Annotated in this window: 14 protein-coding genes; 8 read left to right on the forward strand and 6 right to left on the reverse strand. The window is 71.8% G+C overall.

The genetic code is table 11. The annotated features are described in order from the left end of the window. Positions 1–97: 97 nt before the first annotated feature. Entirely contained in the window at positions 98–2,443 is a 2,346-nt protein-coding gene (locus IE108_RS11625) for an immune inhibitor A domain-containing protein (RefSeq protein WP_064728122.1), read from the reverse strand. Between the two features lie 400 nt (positions 2,444–2,843). On the opposite strand from IE108_RS11625, the gene IE108_RS11630 reads away from it, so the two are divergent. Continuing rightward, positions 2,844–3,128: a hypothetical protein gene (locus tag IE108_RS11630; RefSeq protein ID WP_064728123.1), complete on the forward strand. Its 285-nt coding sequence runs from the start codon at positions 2,844–2,846 to the stop codon at positions 3,126–3,128. Positions 3,129–3,149: 21 nt separating this feature from the next. Here the strand turns inward: IE108_RS11630 and IE108_RS11635 are convergent, their stop codons facing one another. Both IE108_RS11635 and IE108_RS11640 read right to left on the reverse strand, forming a co-directional pair. Beyond that, positions 3,150–3,944 carry an RDD family protein gene (locus tag IE108_RS11635; protein WP_079163519.1) on the reverse strand — a complete coding sequence of 265 codons (795 nt, stop codon included), beginning with the start codon at positions 3,942–3,944 and terminating at the stop codon, positions 3,150–3,152. A 252-nt stretch (positions 3,945–4,196) separates the two neighbouring features. After that, entirely contained in the window at positions 4,197–5,636 is a 1,440-nt protein-coding gene (locus IE108_RS11640) for an RDD family protein (protein ID WP_064728125.1), read from the reverse strand. A gap of 254 nt (positions 5,637–5,890) precedes the next feature. Between IE108_RS11640 and IE108_RS11645 the strand changes: the two genes are divergently transcribed. Next, positions 5,891–6,304 (forward strand): SsgA family sporulation/cell division regulator, encoded by a 414-nt coding sequence (locus tag IE108_RS11645; RefSeq protein ID WP_064728126.1) that lies wholly within the window; start codon positions 5,891–5,893, stop codon positions 6,302–6,304. 10 nt (positions 6,305–6,314) lie between these two features. Here IE108_RS11645 and IE108_RS11650 read toward each other — a convergent pair whose 3' ends face one another. Continuing rightward, positions 6,315–7,796, reverse strand: coding sequence for an FAD-binding oxidoreductase (locus IE108_RS11650; protein WP_373296954.1), 1,482 nt, complete (start codon positions 7,794–7,796; stop codon positions 6,315–6,317). A 91-nt stretch (positions 7,797–7,887) separates the two neighbouring features. Here IE108_RS11650 and IE108_RS11655 point away from each other — a divergent pair, with 91 nt between their 5' ends. Beyond that, positions 7,888–9,285: a tetratricopeptide repeat protein gene (locus IE108_RS11655; RefSeq protein ID WP_064728127.1), complete on the forward strand. Its 1,398-nt coding sequence runs from the start codon at positions 7,888–7,890 to the stop codon at positions 9,283–9,285. A 16-nt stretch (positions 9,286–9,301) separates the two neighbouring features. On the opposite strand, the gene hppD is transcribed toward IE108_RS11655, so the two are convergent. After that, a complete protein-coding gene (gene hppD, locus IE108_RS11660; RefSeq protein ID WP_064728128.1) occupies positions 9,302–10,447 on the reverse strand; it encodes a 4-hydroxyphenylpyruvate dioxygenase in 1,146 nt (381 codons plus the stop codon). 124 nt (positions 10,448–10,571) lie between these two features. On the opposite strand from hppD, the gene IE108_RS11665 reads away from it, so the two are divergent. Genes IE108_RS11665 through IE108_RS11685 form a run of 5 tightly spaced genes read left to right on the forward strand, consistent with a single transcriptional unit; the run spans position 10,572 to position 14,889 of the window. Next, positions 10,572–11,063: an Lrp/AsnC family transcriptional regulator gene (locus tag IE108_RS11665; protein WP_064728129.1), complete on the forward strand. Its 492-nt coding sequence runs from the start codon at positions 10,572–10,574 to the stop codon at positions 11,061–11,063. Between the two features lie 29 nt (positions 11,064–11,092). Further along, positions 11,093–11,740 (forward strand): ABC transporter permease, encoded by a 648-nt coding sequence (locus IE108_RS11670; protein ID WP_064728130.1) that lies wholly within the window; start codon positions 11,093–11,095, stop codon positions 11,738–11,740. Next, entirely contained in the window at positions 11,733–13,019 is a 1,287-nt protein-coding gene (locus IE108_RS11675; protein ID WP_064728131.1) for a betaine/proline/choline family ABC transporter ATP-binding protein, read from the forward strand. The genes IE108_RS11670 and IE108_RS11675 overlap by 8 nt, the downstream gene beginning before the upstream one ends. After that, entirely contained in the window at positions 13,016–13,900 is an 885-nt protein-coding gene (locus IE108_RS11680; RefSeq protein ID WP_064728132.1) for an ABC transporter permease, read from the forward strand. The genes IE108_RS11675 and IE108_RS11680 overlap by 4 nt, the downstream gene beginning before the upstream one ends. A gap of 41 nt (positions 13,901–13,941) precedes the next feature. Continuing rightward, positions 13,942–14,889, forward strand: a complete 948-nt coding sequence (locus tag IE108_RS11685; protein WP_488192243.1) for a glycine betaine ABC transporter substrate-binding protein — start codon at positions 13,942–13,944, stop codon at positions 14,887–14,889. A 6-nt stretch (positions 14,890–14,895) separates the two neighbouring features. Here IE108_RS11685 and IE108_RS11690 read toward each other — a convergent pair whose 3' ends face one another. Beyond that, a complete protein-coding gene (locus IE108_RS11690; RefSeq protein ID WP_064728134.1) occupies positions 14,896–15,675 on the reverse strand; it encodes a S16 family serine protease in 780 nt (259 codons plus the stop codon). Positions 15,676–15,724: the final 49 nt, after the last annotated feature.

The raw sequence follows: 15,724 nt of genomic DNA on the forward strand, positions 1-15,724 counted from the left end.
TGTCAATAAGAGAACCACAGGACGCACCTAAACACGGATCGGCGGTGACCCGCCAGGGGGTCACCGCCGAACACCGTCTGACCTGCACTAATGCCGTTTACCTACCTGCGGAGCCCACTTCCAGCTCGATCGTCGAGCCGTCCTTGGCCTCCTTCAGGATCTTGATCTTCGTGTTGGTGTCAGTGATCTTGACACCGCCGGTGGGGTTCGCCGGGTCGTAGTAGGTGTTCGTGCGGTCGTTGAAGACCGAGACGCCCTTCGAGCCCGGGATGTACTTCGCGACGTCCGCCTGGTGCAGCGTCATGCCGTCCGTCTTGTAGAGGCTGAACGGCGAGTCGTACGCCTGGATGCGGTTGCGCATCAGGGTGCCGTCCTTCCACTTCAGCGCGGTCGGGTGCGAGTCGATCGGCAGGACCAGACCGGCGCCGGGGTGCTGGCTGGTGTTGTTGTCCGCCTGGGAGGTGTCCCACTTCCAGATCAGCAGGCCGTTCTGGTACGCGTAGTGCTCGACCCAGTTCGGGCGCTCCGAGAAGCCGAAGTTGTACGGGCCGGTCTTCAGCGTCTTGTCGAACGACTCGTACTGGCGGTTCTCCGCGATGTAGTACTGCGCGTAGTCCTTGGTGAAGGACGCGCCCACCCGGGAGAAGCCCTTGGCGGTCCAAGCGGCGTCCGCGGTCTCGGCGTTGTCGGTGAAGAGCGCCTGGCCGTCGGCCGTCACCGTGATCGCGTCGGCCGCGAAGCCCTTCTGGGCCACCCCGCCGTCGGTCTGGTAGCGGAAGCGGAGGTCGATCTTCTTGCCGGCGTAGGCGTCCAGCGGGTAGGCGAGCTTCCCGTAGGCGTCCACGGTGCCGCTCAGGGCCGGCTTGTCGCTGCCGTCACGCTGGATCGGCTGGCCGTCGAACGTGCCGTCGAGCGCCGTCCAGTTGGCGCCGCCGTCGGTCGACGCCTCGGCGTAGAGGAAGTCGTAGTCGGCCTCGATGTCGTACCAGCCGTCCAGGGTGAGGGCGGCGGCGGACTTGCCGGTGAGGTCGACGCTGCGGGTCAGCGTGTTCCGGAGGTCGTCACCGCTGCCGCTCCACCACTGGGTCTTGCCCTCGGCGGGAGCGACGATCTCGGTGGTGACCGCCTTCTTCGGCAGCTCCACGACCAGGCCCTGCTTGTGCTTGGTGTTGTACTCGGCCAGGCCCAGCTTGTGCCAGGAGCTGACGCCCGCCTTGGCGGTGTCGTAGTTCAGCCAGCCCAGCTGGAGCTTGTCCCAGGCGTTCATGTCGCCGGGCAGGTCGCCGATCTCGTTGCGGCCGGTGCCGAGCCACGAGCCGGACGACATCAGCGTCCAGAAGCCGGTGGAGTTGTCGCCGCCGGCCGTGTCGTAGTGGTCCGGCAGGCCGAGGTCGTGGCCGTACTCGTGGGCGTAGACGCCGAGTCCGCCGTTCTCCGGCTGGATGGTGTAGTCGCCGACCCAGACGCCGGTGTCGCCGATCTGGGTGCCGCCGAGCTTGTTGTCGGCCGGGCCGGTGGCGCCGGCGTCGGTGCCGAAGGCGTACCAGCGGTGGGCCCAGATGGCGTCCTCGCCCTGGGCGCCGCCGCCCGCGGACTCGTCCTCGCCCGCGTGCACGATCTGGAAGTGGTCGATGTAACCGTCGGGCTCGTTGAAGTCGCCGTCGCCGTCGAAGTCGTAACGGTCCCACTGGTCGTACTGGGCCAGCTGCGCCTTGATCTGGGCGTCGGCCCGGCCGGCCGCCTCCTGGTCGGCGACCCATGCGGTGACGCCGTCCTGCACCGCGAACCAGGCGCAGTTGTCCGGGTCGCACTTGTTGGAGCCGTAGCGGGCCTCGTTGTAGGGGACCTTGACCCAGTCGGAGACCTCGCCGTCGACCGAGTAGCGGCCGGAGGACTGCTTCTCGTAGTACGTCTTGACCGAGTTGACGCCCTCGCCGGAACCGAAGTACAGGTCCTGGAAGTGCTCCTGGTTGTAGTCCTCCTTCCAGGCCGTGGAGTTGTCGTCCTTGCGCTTCGGCTTGGCGATCTTGTTGTGGAGCGGCCCGGGGGTACCGCCGTAGCGGCTGTCCACCTTGTCACCGAACTCGACCAGGATGGTGAAGATCTTGTCGGTCTTCTCCCGGCCCAGCTCGACGTACTTGGCGTCGCCCTTCTTGCTCTTCAGCTGGACGACGTTGGAGCCGTCCTTCTTCTTCACCGAGGCCTTGCCGGATATGACCTGGTTGAGGGCCTCCTCACGCTGGGCGGCCTGAGTGTCGCTCAGCGGGCCCTTGAGGTCGTGGGAGCGTCCGGTCTTGTCCGGGCTCGGGTCTTGGCGGTTCACGGCGTCCGGCCGGGACGGCGAGTCCGCCTGCGCGACGCCGGCCGCCGAGAGCGTCGCGGTCGCCGCGGCGAGTGCGACGGTGGTCGCCGCCGTTCTGAACGTCCAGGATCTGCTGGTCACTTGAGTTCCTCCCCCGCGTCCACGCGCGCGGATGGGGGGACAAGGACAGAGCAAAGTCCGCGCACACGTGCTCAACGCGTGTAGTCAAGTGACGACATTTGACTAGAGGTTCACCAGAAAAGACAGACCTTGACTTGAGCAGAACAAGTGCACTATGCGGAGGCCTGGTTCGCTTTGCGGACACCGGATCACGGTCCACGGGCGCGCGGTGCCGTCCACCTTTCGGACGCCATGAATCCGTGCGCCCCCCGTGCATCGGCCGTGCCGGTCGGGCTGCGCTTACTGCCGGTTCCACTCGGGCACACAGCGGGTTAGAGTCGCTTGGCTCAACGCCCGGAAGCCGGCGGACAGCCAGGCCCACAGCCCGTCCCACCCCCAGTCTTCCGAGGACACGATGGCCATGCCCCGTCCGACTGCCGCACAGTTCGCCTACGGTTCGTGCACCGTGATCTTCTCGACCTTCGCCATGCTGCTGCTGTCCCGGACGAGTTCGGGACCCGGCGTGGCCGTCATCGCCGTCGCGGCGCTCGCCCTCGGGCTGCTGGTCGCCATGACGGTCCCCCAGCCCAGGACGCGCACGGCGAGCACCGTGGCGGCCCGCGGGCCCGCCGCGGACCGGGCGCCGGTGCCGGCGGCCCGGATCTCCGCGGGGGCGGGCGAGTCGGCGCGGGGACGCGCCGCGTAGCCCGGCCTGAGGGGCGGGCGGTCAGCGGGTGCTGACCACCACCGTCTTGGCGGCCTTGTCGTGCAGGCCCTGTTTGTAGGGCCGGTCGAAGAAGCTCCAGCCGCCCGCGATGATCGTCCACACGCAGGCGCAGCAGAACGCGAACGGGATCCACAGCACCAGGGCGCGGATCAGCGACGTCTGCACCGAGGGCGTCGCTCCGTTGTCCAGGTTGGCCACGCGCATCCCGAGCCACTTCTTGCCCAGGGTCTGGCCCGTCCTGCTGATCATGAAGGTGTCGTAGCCGATGTAGAGCACGGCGGCGATCACGGACTGCCAGAGCGAGTTGCCGACCTCGATGTCCTCGCCGTCCACCTGGTACTCCTGGACGTTGAACGCCCAGCTGAGCAGCCAGACCACGATCCCCACCAGGATCATGTCGATGATCCGCGCGAGCGTGCGGCGGCCGCTGTCGGCGAGCGGGGGCATCCCGGCGAGCGGGTCGCCGGGGGCGCCGGCACCGCCGTAGGGGTCACCGCCGTAGGGACCTCCGCCACCGGGGGGCGGGCCACCGTAGGGACCTCCGCCACCGGGGGGCGGGGCACCGTAGGGACCTCCGCCACCGGGAGGCTGCGCACCGTACGGGCCGCCTCCGCCGGGGGGCGGGACACCTTGGGAGCCGCCCGCGCCGGGCGGTGGCGGGCTGTCGTACGGCGAGCCCGTGCCGCCCTCGCCGGGACCGGGCTCCGGGCCCGGCCCGGGGGACGGCGGGGGCTTCCTGAACGGGTCGTCTTCCGGCGGCTGCCCGCCGGATCCGGGGGGCGGTTCGCTGCTCATGTCCCGAGTCGAACTCGGACTCTCTCTCCCCGCATCCGGCGAGCGGCCGTCCGGAGTACGCGTTCGGGGGCGGGGCCGAAGGGTTCGTCTTCGGGTGCGGGTGCGTCGTGGCCGGTCGCGCAGTTCCCCGCGCCCCTTCGGGGCACGTCCAGTGCATGTCCCTCAAGGGGCGCGGGGAACTGCGCGAGCAACCACCGCGCACCCGCACCCGGCACGCGACAGGACCCCCCGCCCCTCCCCCGCCCCTCCCAGTCAGCCCGCGACAAACGTGCCGGCCGCCTTGTCGTGCCAGCACTGGCGCCACGGCCGGTCGAAGAGGCACCACACGACGCCGACCACGCCGACGGCCAGCAGACCGGGGACGCTGTAGACCAGCCAGCGGCGCAGCGCGGCCCCGAAGGCGGGGGCCTCGTGGGCCTCGATGTCCCGCACCTCCAGGCCGAGCAGCCGCTTGCCCAGGGTCCGGCCCCACTTGGCGGTGGGCAGCGCCTCGTAGACGACGCCGAAGACGAGCAGGACGGCGACGACGATCCCCAGGTACAGCGAGGTCGTGCCGTCGAGCAGCCAGACCGTGACCGTCTCGCCGGAGAGCTTCGCCTGGTCGATCTTGTCGTTGACGTGGTCGACCGCCCTGGTGCCGAGCGGCACGGCGGCCACGCCGGTGACGGCCGCGAGGACCACGCTGTCGATCAGCCGGGCGGCCAGCCGCTTGCCGAGCCCCGCGGGCCGGGCCGAGGCCTGGCGCCGGGCGGCGGCCTGGAACACGTCCTCGACCGGCGGCTTCCACGGCACGACGGGCTGCTCCTCCCCGCCCGCCCCGGCCAGCCGGTGCACCTGCTGTGCCCAGGAGGACTGGCCTCCGCCGGGTCCGGCCGCGACCGGCGCGGAGGGCTGCGGCGCGGCAGCCTGGTGCGGGACGGCCGGAGGGGCCGGGGCGGGAGCCTGCGGAGCGGGAGCCTGCGGAGCGGGAGATGGGGACGGCGACGGGGCCTGCGCCGAGGACGCGCGGTCGGCCGCGGCCTTCCCGGCGGCGAAGCCGGGCCCGCCCGAGCGCGGCCTTATGGCGCGGAAGGTCATCGTGCCCTCGTCCTCCTCGGCCGAAGGCGCGGGGGCGGACGCGGACGCGGGCGCGGGCGCCGCGGCGTTCTGCGCGCCCCCCGCCGGACGGCGGAAGACGAAGGTGTTGCCGCCCCGGCCGTCCTCCTCACCGGACCCGGCGTCCACCCGCCCGTCCGCCCGCGCGGCGGAAGCGGAAGCAGCGGCACCGGCACCGGCACCGGCCGGGGCGTCGGCGGACGGCCCCTCCTGCCGGGCGTGCGGGATCCTCGGGTCGGTGCCCTGCGCCGGGCCGGGCCAGGCGACGGAGCGGCCGGAGGCGTCCGGCGCACCCGAGTTCCCGGCGCGGTCGGCGCCCCACGCCGTCGCGGGCTCGGGACGGCTGCCGTGCTGGGACGCGGCGGGCGGCTGCTCCGCGACCGGGTCCTCGTCGAAGAAGTGCGGGCCGGTCTCCTCGACGGAGGGCCGCGCGCCGGGCGGCGGCGCGAGCGACTCGCCGTTCTTGGGAGCGGGCCGGCTGGTGCCCGACACCCAGGAGGCGCCGTTCCAGTACCGGACATATCCGGGAATGGAGGGGTCCGGGTAATACCCTTCGCGGGGCCTGTCGTCGCCGGGTGCCGGGGTTGGGGCGCTCATGTCCGTCGTCCCGTATCTGCTCGGGGGTGGAAGAGGGGCCCCAAACATCTATCAGACGGGCGCAATCCGCACCGCCGGTCCCGCCGTACCCGCCCCTTTCCGGGCAACCTCGTGCATGGACCTTCACACCTGGGACAGAGGTGGTGGGAAAAAAGTTCCGCGAACCCGCGTAACGCTCGCGGCTCCGGCCGCTCTCACTCGTGCGGGACCGCTCCGGGCGGCCCGTGCGGACCCGTACGAGAGAGGAAACCGCCATGCACCCCACCGTCGTGGAACGCGAACTGGAGCTGAGGCTCATCCTGTCCCCCGAGCGCGGCATCGCCGTACCGGCCCTGCTCGGCTACCACTCCGACGACCCGTACGCCGTGCACATCACCTTCCACATCGACTCCGGTCACCCGGTGCACTGGACCTTCGCACGGGACCTGCTGGTGGAGGGGGTCTTCCGCCCGTCCGGGCACGGGGACGTGCGGGTGTGGCCGTCGAAGGCGGAGGGCCGCAGCGTCGTGCTGATGGCGCTGAGCAGCCCCGACGGGGACGCCCTTTTGGAGGCGCCCACCCCGCAGGTGTCGGCGTGGCTGGAGCGGACGCTGCGCGCCGTGCCGCCCGGCACCGAGGGCGACCAGCTGGGCATCGACGACGGGCTGGCCGAGCTGCTCGCCCGGTGAGTCGCGCGGGTCAGAAGAGCTTGCCGGGGTTGAGGATGCCGAGCGGGTCGAAGACGTTCTTGACGGCCCGCTGCATCTCCAGCCCCACCGGCCCCAGTTCGCGGGCCAGCCACTCCTTCTTCAGGACGCCCACGCCGTGCTCGCCGGTGATGGTGCCGCCCAGTTCCAGGCCGAGGGCCATGATCTCGTCGAAGGACTCGCGGGCCCGCCGCGACTCGTCGGGGTCCCGCGCGTCGAAGCAGACGGTGGGGTGGGTGTTGCCGTCGCCGGCGTGGCAGCAGACGCCGATCGTGAGGTCGTACTTGGCCGCGACGCGCTCGATGCCCGCCAGCATGTCGCCGAGCCGGGAGCGCGGCACGCACACGTCGTCGATCATCGTCGTGCCCTTGACCGCCTCCAGGGCCGTGAGGGACAGGCGCCGCGCCTGGAGGAGGAGTTCGGACTCGGCCGCGTCGTCGGCGGGCACCACCTGGGTGGCGCCGGCGGCCTCGCACAGCGCGCCGACGGCGGTGAGGTCGGCGGCGGGGTCGGTGGTGTCGAAGGCGGCCAGCAGCAGGGCTTCGGTGGTCTCCGGCAGGCCCATGTGGGCGAGGTCGTTGACCGCCTTGACGGTCGTACGGTCCATCAGTTCGAGGAGGGACGGCACATGGCCGCCCTCCATGATCCGGCAGACCGCGTCGCAGGCGTCCGACGCGGAGGCGAACTCGGCGGCCAGCACCAGCTGCTCGGGCGGCTTGGGGCGCAGCGCGAGCACGGCCCGCACGACGATGCCGAGGGAGCCCTCGGAGCCGACGAAGAGGCGGGTGAGGTCGTAGCCGGCGACGCCCTTGGCGGTGCGGCGGCCGGTGGACATCAGGCGGCCGTCGGCGAGGACGACGTCCAGGCCGAGGACGTACTCGGCGGTCACCCCGTACTTGACGCAGCACAGGCCGCCGGAGGCGGTGCCGATGTTGCCGCCGATGGTGCACATCTCCCAGCTGGAGGGGTCCGGCGGGTAGTAGAGGCCGTGCTCGTTCACCGCGCGGGAGAGCGCGGCGTTGACGACGCCCGGCTCGACGACGGCGACCCGGTCGACGGGGTTGATCTCCAGGATGCGGTCCATCCTGGTCAGGGAGAGCACGACGCAGCCGTCGGTGGCGTTGGCCGCGCCGGACAGCCCGGTGCGCGCGCCCTGCGGGACGACCGGGACGCGCAGCTCGGTGGCGGTGCGCATGACGTGCTGGACGTCCTCCACGGTGCGCGGCAGCACCACGACGGCCGGGACGCCGGACGGGCAGAAGCTCGCCATGTCGTTGGCGTAGGAGGCCGTGACGTCGGGATCGGTGAGGACGGCCTCGGCCGGCAGCCCGGCGAGCAGCCTCTCGACGAGGGTGCTCCGGGCCGGCGGGGCCCCCTCGTCGGCTCCGCCGGCTCCGCCGGTCCCACTGGTCCCGCCGGTCCCGTCGGCTCCGTCGGCCGATTCCCGAGGCGCTTCGATACGGCTCATGATCACAGGGTGGCACTCGGGGCCATCGGTGTGAACCCCGTGGGCGGCGCCCGGCGGAAGTCCGGGTGTGCTCTTCATATGGGCGCACAGTGAACCCATGGAGATCCAACTCGGATGGCGGTCCCGTCGCGGACGCCGGGTGCTGATCGCCTCCGTCGCCGGGGCCGTCGTGCTCGGCGGGGTCCTGGTGCTGCTGCCCCGGGAGGGGGACGACGCTCCCCCGCCGGCGCCGGGTCCGGCCGCCGTGGCCCGGGGGGCGGTGACCACCGGGGTGCCGGCCGCCCTCGGCGACCTGGCGGTGCTGATCGGCGACCGGGAGTCGCACCTGCGGGCGCATCCGCTGGACGGGGCGTCGTGGGCGGTGCTCGGGTCGGCCTACGTCGAGCAGGGCGCCCGGACGGCGGACACCGCGAACTGGGCGAAGGCCGAGAAGGCGCTGAACACCTCGCTGAGGGTCGGGCCGGAGCGCGATCCGCAGGCGCTGGAGGGGCTGGCGGCACTGGCGGTCGCGCGCCGGGACTTCCCCGCGGCGAAGAAGTGGGGCGAGAGCGCGGCCAGGGCGGCTCCGAGGCGGTGGACGGCGCACGCGGTGCTGATCGACGCGTACACCGGGCTGGGCGACCACAAGGGCGTGGGCCGGGCCCTGGACAAGGTCCTCGAACTGCGGGCGGGCACGCCGGCCGCCAAGGCGCGGGCCGCGGCCGTCTACCGGGACCGGGGCTGGCGGGAGGACGCGGCGGCGCAGATCTCCGACGCGGCGGCGGCCGCCGCGGCGCCGGCCGAGCGGGCCGCCTATCTGGAGCAGGCGGGGCGGCTCGCCTTCGAGCGCGGTGACCCGCGGGAGGCGCTGCGCTTCTTCCAGGAGGCGCTGCGCACCGACCCCGACCAGCGGGCGGCGCAGGCCGGGCAGGGCCGGGCGATGGCGGCGCTGGGCCGTACGACGGACGCGCTGACCGCGTACCAGGCGGCGCTGGCCAAGCGGCCGAGCCCCGAGTACGCCCTGGAGCTGGGCGAGCTGTACGAGTCGCTGGGGCTCGGGCAGGCCGCGCGGGTGCAGTACGACCTGCTGCGCGCGCGGGTGCGCGGCGCGGCGGCGGCCGGGGCCGACGAGGAGCTGGTGCTCGGCCGGTTCGAGGCGGACCACGGGGACCCCGCGGCGGCGGTGCGCCGGCTGCGGGCCGAGTGGGGGCGGCAGCCGGGGACCGCGGTCGCCGACGCGCTGGGCTGGGCGCTGCACCGCGACGGCGCGGACCAGGAGGCCCTGGAGTTCGCGACGATCGCGACCGACGGCGAGCAGGGCGGCGGGGTGCGCAGCGCGCTGCACGCCTTCCACCGGGGGGTGATCGAGAAGGAGCTGGAGCGGTACGGGCCGGCCCGGCGGCACCTGCGGGAGGCGCTGATGATCAACCCGCACTTCTCGCCGCTGCGGGCGCCGGAGGCCGAGCGGGCGCTGAAGGAGCTGGGCGAGCCCTCGGAGGAGGGCCCGCCCGACTGAGGTGCGGCGGCGGCCGTCAGAGGTTGCCGCGCTTCTCCTGCTCGCGCTCGATCGCCTCGAAGAGGGCCTTGAAGTTGCCCTTGCCGAAGCCCATGGAGCCGTGCCGCTCGATCATCTCGAAGAAGACGGTCGGGCGGTCCTGGACCGGCTTGGTGAAGATCTGCAGCAGGTAGCCGTCCTCGTCGCGGTCGACGAGGATCTTCAGCTCGCGCAGGGTCTCGACGGGCACCCGGGTCTCCCCCGCCCACTCGCCGAGTGTGTCGTAGTACGAGTCGGGCGTGTCCAGGAACTGGACGCCGGCCGCGCGCATGGAGCGGACGGTCTGCACGATGTCGTTGGTGTTCAGCGCGATGTGCTGGACGCCGGCGCCGCCGTAGAACTCCAGGTACTCGTCGATCTGGGACTTCTTCTTGGCGATCGCGGGCTCGTTGATCGGGAACTTGACCTTGAGGGTGCCGTCGGCCACGACCTTCGACATCAGCGCGCTGTACTCGGTGGCGATGTCGTCGCCCACGAACTCCTTCATGTTCGTGAAGCCCATGACCTTGTTGTAGAAGCCGACCCACTCGTTCATGCGGCCGAGTTCGACGTTGCCGACGCAGTGGTCCACGGCCTGGAAGGTGCGCTTGGCGGGCGGTTCGACGATCGGGTCCGCGGCGGCGTAGCCGGGCAGGTACGGGCCGTCGTAGCCGGTGCGCTCGACGAGGGTGTGGCGGGTCTCGCCGTACGTGGCGATCGCGGCGAGGACGACGGTGCCGTGCTCGTCCTTGACCTCGTACGGCTCCGCGAGGGAGCGCGCGCCGTGCTCGACGGCGTAGGCGTGGGCGGCGCGGGCGTCCGGCACCTCGATGGCGAGGTCGACGACGCCGTCGCCGTGCTCGGCCACGTGCTGGGTGAGGAAGGTGCCCCACTCGGTGGACGGCCTGATCACCGAGGTGAAGACGAAGCGGGCGGAGCCGCTCTCCAGGACGTAGCTCGCGGTCTCCCGGCTGCCGTTCTCCGGTCCGGAGTAGGCGACCAGCTTCATGCCGAAGGCGGTGGAGTAGTAGTGCGCGGCCTGCTTGGCGTTGCCCACGGCGAAGACGACCGCGTCCATTCCCTTGACCGGGAAGGGATCGGCCTGCCGGGCGGTGTCGGGAGTGTGGTGTGTGGTCTGCGTCATAGCCGCAGGTTCGCCCCTGTCTGCAAGGTGCGCAATAGTTTGCGTTTTCAGTGGGCAACCTGACCAGTGATACGCCGGTGAGTGCGGGCGATGTGTACAGGATGACCAGCGGGGAGGGTGCGGTATGGCGGGTACGGGGATCGACCGGCTGGACGGGCGGATCATCGCGCTGCTGGCCCGGGAGCCGCGGATCGGGGTGCTGGAGATGTCCCGGCGGCTCGGAGTGGCGCGGGGTACCGCGCAGGCCCGGCTGGACCGGCTTCAGTCGAACGGAGTCATCCGCGGATTCGGTCCCGAGGTGGACCCGGCGGCCCTCGGCTACCCGGTCACGGCCTTCGCGACGCTCCAGATCCGGCAGGGCCAAGGGGCCGACGTCCGGGCGCACTTGACGACCGTGCCGGAGGTGCTGGAGCTGCACACCACCACCGGTACGGGGGACATGCTGTGCCGCCTGGTGGCCCGCTCCAACGCCGATCTCCAGCGTGTGATCGACCTGGTCGTCGGTTTTGATGGCATCGTCCGGGCCTCCACGGCGATCGTCATGGAGAACCCCGTCCCGCTGCGGATCATCCCGCTGGTGGAGCAGGCGGCCGAGGACACCGGCAGAGGCGACTGAGACCGACCCGATCCCGGAGGTGAGCGGACGTGAACTTCTGGGACTTCCTGGGCAGCCGCCACCAGCAGCTGCTCGCCGACGCCTACCAGCACGCGAGCGCCGTCTTCCAGTGCATGGTGGTCGCGACGCTGCTCGGGGTGCTGATCGGCGTCGTCACCTACCGCAGCGAGTGGGCGGGCAACCTGGCGACGGTGTCCACCTCGACGATCCTGACGATCCCGTCGCTGGCCATGATCGGTCTGCTCATCCCGATCGTGGGGCTCGGCGTGCCGCCGACGGTGACGGCCCTGACCCTGTACGGGCTGCTGCCGATCGTGCGGAACTCGATCGTCGGACTGCGCGGCGTCGATCCGGCACTGGTGGACGCCGCCAAGGGCATCGGGATGTCGCGCGCGGCCCGGCTGCTGCGGGTGGAGCTGCCGCTGGCCTGGCCGCCGATCCTGACCGGCATCCGGGTCTCGACGCAGATGCTGATGGGCATCGCCGCGATCGCCGCCTACGCCTCGGGCCCGGGGCTCGGCAACGAGATCTTCCGCGGCATCGCCTCGCTGGGCAGCAAGAACGCGCTCAACCAGGTGCTCGCGGGCACCCTCGGGATCATCATCCTGGCCCTCCTGTTCGACGCCGCGTACGTCCTGCTCGGACGCCTGACCATCCCCAGGGGGATCCGTGCCTGAGACGACCGGGACCACCACCGCGGCCGACGGGGGCGAGACCGCCGCCGGGGCCGCCACCGGCGCCACCATCGAGCTGGAGGCCCTCACCAAGGTCTATCCCGGCAATCCGCAGCCGGCCGTCGAGAACGTGTCGATGGAGATCAAGGCCGGCGAAACGGTGATCTTCGTCGGCCCCTCGGGCTGCGGCAAGTCCACCACCCTGAAGATGATCAACCGGCTGATCGAGCCCAGCGGCGGACGCATCCGCATCAACGGCGAGGACGTCACCGACATCGACCCGGTCAAGCTGCGCCGCAAGGTCGGCTACGCGATCCAGTCCTCCGGCCTCTTCCCGCACATGACCGTCGCCCAGAACATCGCCCTGGTGCCGAGGATGATCGGCTGGTCGAAGGCGCGGATCAGGTCGCGGGTGGAGGAGATGCTGGACCTGGTCGGCCTCGACCCCGGCGAGTTCCACAACCGCTACCCGCGCCAGCTGTCCGGCGGCCAGCAGCAGCGGGTGGGCGTGGCCAGGGCGCTGGCGGCGGATCCGCCGGTGCTGCTGATGGACGAGCCCTTCGGCGCGGTCGACCCGATCACCCGGGACCACCTCCAGGACGAGCTGATCCGGCTCCAGCACGAGCTGCACAAGACGATCGTCTTCGTCACCCACGACTTCGACGAGGCGATCAAGCTGGGCGACCGGATCGCGGTGCTGCGCGAGCGCTCCCACATCGCGCAGTTCGACACCCCGGAGGCCATCCTCACCAACCCGGCGGACGACTTCGTCTCCGGCTTCGTGGGCGCGGGCGCGGCGCTGAAGCGGCTGAACCTGAGCCGGGTGCGGGACGTGGCGATCACCGAGTACCCGACGGTGACCGTGGAGGACCCGCTCCAGCACATCTTCGACCGGCTGCGGGACGCGGGCACCAACGAGATCCTGCTCCTCGACCGGCACCGCCGCCCCTACAAGTGGCTGCGGCGCGGCGACCTGATGCGGGCGCGGGGTTCGCTGGCGCGGGCCGGGACGCTGGTCCACGACACGGTGACCCGGGACGCGACGCTGCGGGACGCGCTGGAGGCGGTGCTCACGGACAACGCGGGGCGGGTCGCGGTGACCGGGCGGCGCGGGGAGTACACGGGCGTCGTCGACATGGAGACGCTGATGAACTCCGTGCACGAGCTGCTGGAGGCCGACCGGCTGGACGCGCTGGAGCACCAGCACGACCTGGAGGAGACCCGGACCGGGCAGACCCAGGCCGAGCAGGAGGGCTTCGGGGGGATCGGGGGCCGGGCATGAGCGGATCCTCCCGCTCCCCCGGCGGCCGGCGCCCCGGGGGCGAGCACGAGACCGGCGGCGTGGCCTTCCGGGACGAGGCCGGGGACGAAGCGGAGCACGAGGCCGGGCGTGAGCCCCGGCGGGCGTCCCCCGAGGCGGCGCGTCTCCGGGTCGGCTGGCGGAAGCTGACGCTGCTGCCGGTGGTGCTGATCGCCGTACTGCTGGCGACGTGGCTGTGGTTCCGGCAGGCCGACCTGGACGCGCTCAGCCGGAACGCCCTGTCGAACGGCCAGGTCACCAAGGCGCTGTGGCAGCACGTCCAGCTCACGGTGATCTCCACCTTCTTCGTGCTGATCATCGCAATCCCGCTGGGCATCCTGCTGACCCGGCGGATGTTCCGGAAGGCCACGCCGGTGGCGATGGCGTTCGCCAACATGGGCCAGGCGACCCCCGCGATCGGTCTGCTGGCGCTGCTGGTGATCTGGCTGGGCATCGGCCGCCGGGCCGCCCTGATCGGCATCATCATCTACGCGGTGCTGCCGGTGCTCTCCAACACCATCGCCGGCCTGAAGGCGAACGACCCGACGCTCCTGGAGGCGGCCCGGGGCATCGGCATGTCGCCGCTGGGCGTCCTCACCCGGGTGGAGCTGCCGCTGGCCGTCCCGCTCATCCTGGCCGGCGTGCGCACGGCCCTGGTCCTGAACGTCGGTACGGCGACGCTGGCGACCTTCGGCGGGGGCGGCGGCCTGGGCGTGCTGATCACCACCGGCATCACCAGCCAGCGGATGCCGGTGCTGGTGCTCGGCTCGATCCTCACCGTGGCGCTGGCGCTGCTGGTGGACTGGCTGGCCTCGCTGGCGGAACTGCTGCTGCGGCCGCGCGGCCTGGAGGTGGGGACATGAGACGGCCCCGAGTCGGCGCCTTGAGCAGGCGTACGTGTGTGATGCTGGCCGCCGCCGTCCTGGTGGCATCCGCCGGGTGCGGGCTGACCAGCGGCTCCCCCATGGTCGACGACGTCGGACCCGGCTCGATCGGGCGGGGCCGGCCGCTCGCGGACGCCGATCTCACGGTCACCTCCAAGGAGTTCACCGAGCAGCTGGTCCTGGGCGCGATCATGGGCATCGCCTTCGAGGCGGCCGGCGCCGAGGTGCTCGACCGCACGGGCATCCAGGGCTCCGTCGGCACCCGGGCGGCGGTGGAGAACGGCGACGCGGACGCCACGTACGAGTACACGGGCACCGCCTGGATCACGTACCTGGGCAACAGCAAGCCGATCCCCGACCCCCGGCAGCAGTGGCAGGCGGTGAAGGACGCGGACGCGAAGAAGGGCCTGACCTGGCTGCCGCCGGCGCCGATGAACAACACGTACGCGCTGGCGATGAACCAGGCGAACTACAAGAAGTACGGGACGAAGACGCTCTCGGAGGTGGCCGAGCTGTCGAAGTCGGACCCGGGCGCGGTGACGCTGTGCGTGGAGGGCGAGTTCGCCAACCGCGCGGACGGGCTGCCGGGCCTGGAGAAGGCGTACGGGATGTCCGTGCCGGCCGGGAACGTCACCCAGATGGACACCGGCATCATCTACACCCAGACCGCGAAGGGCGCGTGCACCTTCGGCGAGGTCTTCACCACCGACGGCCGGATCAAGTCGATGAACCTGGTGGTGATGGAGGACGACCGCAAGTTCTTCCCGAACTACAACGCGGCCCCCATGGTCCGGACCTCCACCCTGAAGGCGTGGCCGGCGATCGCCTCGGTCCTGGACCCGGTCACCAAGGCGCTGACCAACGACGTCGCCCAGACCCTGAACGCGAAGGTCGACGTGGACGGCGAGGATCCGCACCAGGTGGCGCTGGACTGGATGAAGGAGAAGGGCTTCGTGGTGGAGGGCTAGCGCTTCTCAGCAAGCCGGGACATCACCCTTGCCGGCCTCCAGGGCCTTCAGCGAGTCGACCGCACCCTTGAGGGTGGTGACCGGGATCAGCCGCAGCCCCTTCGGCAGCTCGGCCCGCGCGTCCGAGCACTCGGCCTTCGGTACGAGGAAGACGGTCGCCCCGTCCCGCCGCGCGGCCTGCGTCTTCAGCGGCACGCCGCCCACGGCACCGACCTTGCCGCCGTCGGTGATGGTGCCGGTGCCGGCGACGACCCGGCCACCGGTGAGGTCGCCGGTACCGAGCTTGTCGACGATGCCGAGGGAGAAGAGCAGCCCGGCGCTGGGCCCGCCCACGTCCTCCAGCCGCAGGTCGACGTCGATGTCCTCGTCGCCGAGGCGCAGGTAGTCCAGGGCGGCGGTGGTCGCCGCGTCCTGCGACTCCTTCATCTGCTCCTGGTTGTACTGCTCGATCTCGCCCACGTCGTCGCCGCTCGGGTAGACGGCGTCGCGCGGCATCACGGCCCGGTCGGTGTCGAACCAGCTCCCGAGCACGTCCCCGAGGTGCACGCTCGCGTCCGGCCCGGTCGCCTCGATGGTCGTCATCCGCAACTGCCCGCTGGTCTCGCGCGTCGGCGCCCCCTTGATGGTGATGACCTCGGCCCCCCGGTTCTTCCCCAGCACGTCCGCCGTCAGCCCCGGCTGCGCCACGGAGAACGGCAACGGCGCGAAGAGCACGGCGGCAAGCAGCCCCACGACGGGGACACCGCAGACGGCGAGGAACTGGGGACGGGAGAGACGTGAGAGCACGGGGTCAATCTAACGCGGGGCTGCTGTTGGTCGGGGCGGGGGCGGGGCG

This window comes from Streptomyces parvulus (assembly GCF_014648855.1).
In the GTDB taxonomy this organism is placed as follows: Bacteria; Actinomycetota; Actinomycetes; order Streptomycetales; family Streptomycetaceae; genus Streptomyces; species Streptomyces parvulus.